Source organism: Vibrio makurazakiensis (assembly GCF_050337375.1).
In the GTDB taxonomy this organism is placed as follows: Bacteria; Pseudomonadota; Gammaproteobacteria; order Enterobacterales; family Vibrionaceae; genus Vibrio; species Vibrio makurazakiensis.
On sequence record NZ_JAKJSW010000222.1, the window covers coordinates 1 to 6,331 of the forward strand.

The window sequence follows — 6,331 nt, forward strand, 5'->3', positions numbered from 1 at the left end:
GAACTGATGAAAGACATATCTGAAGGTAACGGGGATTTAACCGTGAGAATGAATGCAGAAGGTAATGATGAACTAGCTCAACTTGCGAATTCCTTTGATGTTTTCGTAGAGAAACTTCACAAGAACATTTCAGAGATCGCTTCTGTCATGCACACCCTATCCGATTGTGCATCTACTTCAGAACAAGCTGCAAATTTGAGTATGCAAAATGCACAACAACAAAAGGTAGAGTCGGAATCCGTCGCGACTGCGAYTAATGAGCTAGTGATGACCAGCAATGAAATTACCGCCAATATAGAAAGTGCCGCGGATAATGCGCTACGAGTTAAAAACGAAGCGGAAAAAAGCATGGCAGTCACTAACACCGCAGGAAGAAGCATCCAGTCTCTGACAAACAATATTGCGGATTCGCAACAGTTAGTGAACGAGTTGTCCGCGTACAGTCAGGAAATAAAAATGGTTATTTCAACCATTACCGGCATTGCAGAACAAACCAACCTATTAGCTTTAAATGCAGCTATCGAAGCCGCTCGTGCTGGTGAAAATGGGCGCGGTTTTGCGGTAGTTGCTGACGAAGTAAGACAGCTTTCTTTAAAAACGAACGAATCAACTAAGCAAATTGAAGAAACAATCAATGGATTAACGACAGGTGTTGATAAAACAGTAACCACAATGCAAAACAGCTTAGAAGAAGTAAACAGCACCAATCAACAAACTGTACTAGCCGTAAATTCTATTCAGAAAATCGTTGACCAAATCAGTGAAGTATTTGATATGAATACGCAAATTGCGACAGCCTCAGAAGAACAATCGATGGTTTCAGCTGAGATTGACCGCAACATTACACGAATCGCAGACCTAGCTGGTAGCACGTCAGAACAAGTCGCGCGAAGCGGTCAATCCAGCCAGGATGTCAATGAAGTGAGCCACAAACTTAAAAATGTAGTCGCCCAATTCAAATACTGATCATTTATACAGTTACCCATAAAAATGGCACCTAGATAAACGTTAGATACGAAAAAGGCTCCTTTAAGGAGCCTTTTGTCTGCTTTCTATTTTCTTGCAAACCAGCAAGTCAACAAAGCTTATTATTCACCGCGCGCTTTCAAAAGCTCTGCGTATGTACCACGGAAGTCATTGATCTTGCCGTCTTTGATCTCAAGGATACGAGTAGCTAGTGAGTCAACGAAGATACGGTCATGAGATACGAAGAACAATGTGCCTTTGTAGTTCTCAAGCGCTAAGTTAAGTGCTTCGATAGATTCCATATCCATGTGGTTTGTTGGCTCATCCATCAACAGGATGTTTGGTTTATGCATCATGATCTTACCAAGAAGCATACGACCTTGCTCACCACCAGAGATAACCTTTACAGATTTCTTAATGTCGTCTTGACCAAACAGCATACGACCAAGGAAGCTACGAACAACCTGCTCGTCTTCACCTTCTTGACGCCATTGGCTCATCCAATCAAATAGGTTCATGTCTTCTTCGAAGTCATGTGCATGATCTTGAGCGTAGTAACCGATGTTTGAGTTTTCAGACCACTTGTACTCACCAGTACGAGCTTCAAGTACACCTGCTAGTGTGTTCAATAGCGTCGTTTTACCAACGCCATTCTCACCGATGATAGCAACACGCTCACCAACTTCGAAAATAGCGTCGAATTTAGCGTATAGGTCTTCTTCAAAGCCTTGAGATAGGTTTTCAACCACAAGTGCGTTACGGAATAGCTCTTTAGACTGTTCAAAACGAATGAATGGGTTTTGACGGCTAGATGCTTTCACTTCGTCTAGTTGGATCTTATCGATCTGCTTAGCACGAGATGTCGCTTGCTTCGCTTTAGATGCGTTAGCAGAGAAACGAGAAACGAACGTTTGAAGCTCAGCGATTTGCGCTTTTTTCTTCGCGTTATCTGAAAGTAGACGGTCACGAGCTTGTGTCGCAGCTGTCATGTATTCGTCGTAGTTACCTGGGTACAGACGAAGTTCGCCGTAATCAAGGTCAGCCATGTGAGTACAAACTGAGTTTAGGAAGTGACGGTCATGCGAAATGATGATCATTGTGCAGTTACGTTGGTTAAGTGTGTCTTCCAACCACTTAATTGTATCCATGTCCAAGTTGTTCGTTGGTTCGTCAAGAAGCATGATATGCGGGTCTGCGAACAGAACCTGTGCCAATAGAACACGAAGTTTCCAACCAGGAGCAACCTCACTCATAAGACCAAAGTGCAGAGACTCTTCAATACCCACAGCAAGCAGTAATTCACCCGCTTTTGCTTCTGCCATGTAACCGTCCATTTCAGCGAACTGAACTTCAAGGTCGGCTACTTTCATACCGTCTTCTTCGCTCATTTCTGGCAAAGAGTAAATACGGTCACGTTCCTGTTTAATAGCCCACAATTCTTTGTGACCCATAATTACAGTGTCGATTACTGTGAATTCTTCGTATGCAAACTGGTCTTGGTTTAGCTTTGCAACGCGCTCGTTTGGATCGTAGCTTACGTTACCGCCTGAAGGCTCCAATTCACCAGATAAGATCTTCATAAAGGTCGACTTACCACAGCCATTCGCGCCAATCAGACCATAGCGGTTACCTTCGCCGAACTTAACTGAAATGTTTTCAAAAAGTGGCTTAGCGCCGAATTGTWGGGTGATATTCGCTGTAGAGATCAAAACCTTTACCTTATTAATGAGAAAAACGCCGCAACGGTACTTGTTCATAGCCCGAACTGCAAGCGTTGTTTTGCTTTATCGACGTAATTAAAACAATTAGATTATGATTAGCCTGCGTCTGTATTAGTTTGATCGCTATCACACAAATTTAAGGACAGATTTTTATAAATGAAAACTCATATTGGATGTTTTTCATTCTGCCTTTCCCTTACCTAATATTGGACTATTTTTTGTAAAGACTATTGGTTATAAAAACACTACACTTATTTAATTGAAACAGGATGTTATAAGTGAAATCTATGCGTTATCTACTTCAAATGCTGTGCTTGTTCACAGTCATTTTTTCCCCTTATGCATTATCTGAGTGGCAATATCAGCCCGATGATGTCCCTAAAGTCGCAGAAGTTGCTATCAGTATAAGCAAGGAAGTGGACAATATCCCTGAGCCTTTGTTTATGACTTCTACTGATAAAACAAAAGTCAGACAATTGCTCAATGCAACACTCAGTGAGCAGCAAACGCAGGGTGAAACGTTTTCAAAACACCTCTCCGCTTACGTTGAATCATTCGGTGAAGAGCAATGGTTGGACGTAGAGTCGAGTTATCTCACCCTCACGAGTATTAGCTACAGTAAACAAAGATTGCTAAAGCTCTCTACTTCTAAAAGAAGAGACGCTCTTACTGGTTTTGGCCCTTACGGTGTTACCCAGTTTAAGCAAGAATGGACATTAACCCAGCTAAACGCTCGCTATGCACTATATTTCCAGTTGCGTAGCTTTAAGTCTTTAATCTCCGACTTACTGATATCACCTATTCCCGTTATTTGGTCAGGTACTAAGGTTTTCTTTACCTACCTGATTTTAATGTGGTGGTTAGCGAACAGCACTCGCCTGATTCAGGCTTTTAAAACCAATATCCTAGATGCTCAAGCAATGCCACCGGTATGGGTTAGGCTAATTTGGTACATCAGTCGAGCGAACAAAGCTCTTGCTTGGTTGATCGCAATTACGCTTTCACTGCGTATCCTGTCTGAGATACCTAGCCTTCAACACCTTATTTATCTCGAGATCTTCACCTGGTGGGTACTTGGTGGGTCAATCGCGATCAGCTTCATTCTTGAGTTTACGTATCGTAATAGCCGCAGTTCCAATAAAGAAATGGTGGCTTTACGCCTATCAACGATTCGCCGTTACGTATGGAGCGTGATTATTGCTGGCGTGATCTTACAAATTTCAGTACGTACGCTAGGTGAAGGAACAATCTACAATTGGATTTACAGCGTGTTGTTCTTCTGGTTTGTATTAGTCACCTTATCTGTACTTCGCTTATGGCGACCAATTGTCTTTGAAGCTATTAGTTGCATCTCAGAGCGCCCTTGGTGGGTTAATTGGGCTATTAGCAAAAAAGACATTCTTGTTTTACGTATAGTTGCTACGGCTATCGCCGCTGTTTGGGTCATCATCCACAACTTCAAACTGCGTATAATTTCCGGTTTATCCAACTTTACGATCTTTAGCCAAGCTCTTGCCTACCTATTCAAAATTGAAGTTGAAAAACAAAAAAGCATCACAGCAGATAATCAACAGTTAGTCAGGGTTAGAGGCAACAAAGCATTTGAGTATATTCTTCCAGGCAGCGATTACAGTGAACTCATTGATTACGGAAATGCTGAAGTCAAAGAACTGTCTAAATACCTATTAACAGATAGCCCTGCTATTTGCGTTGTGTCAGGTGAACGTGGTGTCGGCACTACAACGCTATTAAAGCAAATCCTCCATAAAGCTAAGAATGCAGAGCCTCTTTACCTTAATTGCCCTTATGCAGGTTACCCAGAGTTACTGGCCCATTTTGCAGTGAGCTTAGGTTTAGATGAAGAATCCACTGAGATACAAGTTCTCGCCCATTTACGTTCAAGCGAAACCACGTATATCCTCGCGTTTGATAATGCACAGCGACTTGTTAAACCTATGGTTGGTGGCTTGAGCTCACTCATTCGGCTTACTAATCTACTGCGTCGCTCAAGAAAAAATCACCGAGCGGTAATTGCGATAGAAAAAGCCAGTTGGCGTTTTGTCGACCGCGCCCGAGGTGAACGTTTGTTATTCGACTGGGTAACGTTTTTGCCAAAGTGGACTGAAGCACAGATCCAATCTTTGTTGGACACGCGTATCAATCAAAGTGATGAAAACACTGTGAGTTTTGAAGGCTTGATGGTACCAAAACAATGGGATCAACAAGACATATCTGAAGAACAACGCGCCAAACAAGGCTTCTACCGTATCCTTTGGCATTATTCTGATGGTAACCCTACTGTCGCATTGCGATTTTTTAGGCTGTCTCTTAACCGCCATAAAGAAACTGACCAAGTATTTGTTCGTTTGTTCTATGCACCAGAATCCGAAGAATTGGAAAAAATGCCTAAGCCAATGTTGGCAGTATTACGCTCTATCGTTCAACTTGAGATCGCGTCTCCTGAAGAGCTGTCAGAATGTACCCAGCTTACTATTGCCGAGGTTGTCGGCACGCTACGCTACTTCCAAAGTCGTGGCTTCATTGAGTGGAGTGAAGATAAAGCGCGTGTGTCAGACCACTGGTTTAGGCACATTACGAATGTATTAGACCGTCAACACTTACTGGTGAAGTAACATGACTAGAATTTTCTTACTTTTATTAGCAAGCCTACTTTCATTGCCTTCATTCGCAGTTGAAGAAGTGGCGAACCTAGACAATATTCAACAATTCACCAGCCTTATCCGTTGGAGCGGTGTTTTCTTCTCCATTCTCGTGGTTGGTGTGACATGGCTACTCATTAAGTTTATGAACTCTATGGTTGAGAGCGTCGGTCGCCAGTTCGTACAGTACCGAATGATCTTGCAGAAGTTCCAATCATTCCTTCAGTTCTTCATCTATATGACTGCTGGTTTGGTTGTTTTCATGATGAGCTTCAGAATCAATGATCATATCCTGGCGCTTATTGGAGGAACACTTGCTGTTTCTGTCGGCTTCGCTTTAAAAGACTTAGCAGCATCGTTCATCGCAGGTCTAACAGTAATGATTGATCGCCCGTTCCAGGTCGGTGACCGCGTCACCTTTGAAGGTAACTATGGTGACATTATTACCATAGGTTTGCGTTCAGTGCGCATGAGAACTTTGAATGACGATATCATTACTATTCCTAACAACAAGTTTCTCAATGAAGTGACCACCAGCGGAAACTACGGTGCACTGGATATGCAAGTGGTTATCCCTTTCTACATCGGGATGGATGAAGATATTACGCTCGCCCGCGATCTTATCCAAGAAGCGGCTTCTTCAAGTCGTTACATCCACTTACCAAAGCCAGTGACGGTTTTAGTCCAGCAGACCATTACCGATAACTACCTGGCGATTAAGCTGACTTGTAAAGCGTATGTTGTAGATACAACGTATGAAAAGCTATTTGAAACCGACATAACTTTGCGTGTAATGAAAGAGTTCAAAAAGCACAATATTAAGCCGCCTATCATTGCGTTTGGCACACCTCAATAATATGACTTTCCCGCTTAGTACTCGTTAGGCGGGGAGTTTCTATACTAAACCAATCGCTCGTTATAAAATCTAAGGATCTTTTCTCTATTTCATTTTATTTATGAAGTGGTTATATTGCTGTTTAGTGT

General features: G+C 42.4%; 4 protein-coding genes. 3 read left to right on the forward strand and 1 reads right to left on the reverse strand.

Going from position 1 to position 6,331, the window contains the following annotated elements; all coding sequences use genetic code 11:
- A partial coding sequence (locus L4C33_RS18380; RefSeq protein WP_428813862.1) for a methyl-accepting chemotaxis protein occupies nt 1–966 on the forward strand: 966 nt, incomplete at its 5' end.
- A 122-nt stretch (nt 967–1,088) separates the two neighbouring features.
- On the opposite strand, the gene L4C33_RS18385 is transcribed toward L4C33_RS18380, so the two are convergent.
- The gene (locus tag L4C33_RS18385; protein WP_428813863.1) at nt 1,089–2,675 is read right to left on the reverse strand and encodes an ABC-F family ATPase; all 1,587 of its coding nucleotides are present in this window, start codon (nt 2,673–2,675) and stop codon (nt 1,089–1,091) included.
- 299 nt (nt 2,676–2,974) lie between these two features.
- On the opposite strand from L4C33_RS18385, the gene L4C33_RS18390 reads away from it, so the two are divergent.
- Together L4C33_RS18390 and L4C33_RS18395 are read left to right on the forward strand one after the other, a co-directional pair.
- Nucleotides 2,975–5,320, forward strand: coding sequence for an ATP-binding protein (locus L4C33_RS18390; protein WP_428813864.1), 2,346 nt, complete (start codon nt 2,975–2,977; stop codon nt 5,318–5,320).
- A 1-nt stretch (nt 5,321) separates the two neighbouring features.
- Entirely contained in the window at nt 5,322–6,203 is an 882-nt protein-coding gene (locus L4C33_RS18395; RefSeq protein ID WP_428813865.1) for a mechanosensitive ion channel family protein, read from the forward strand.
- The last annotated feature ends 128 nt before the right edge of the window (nt 6,204–6,331 follow it).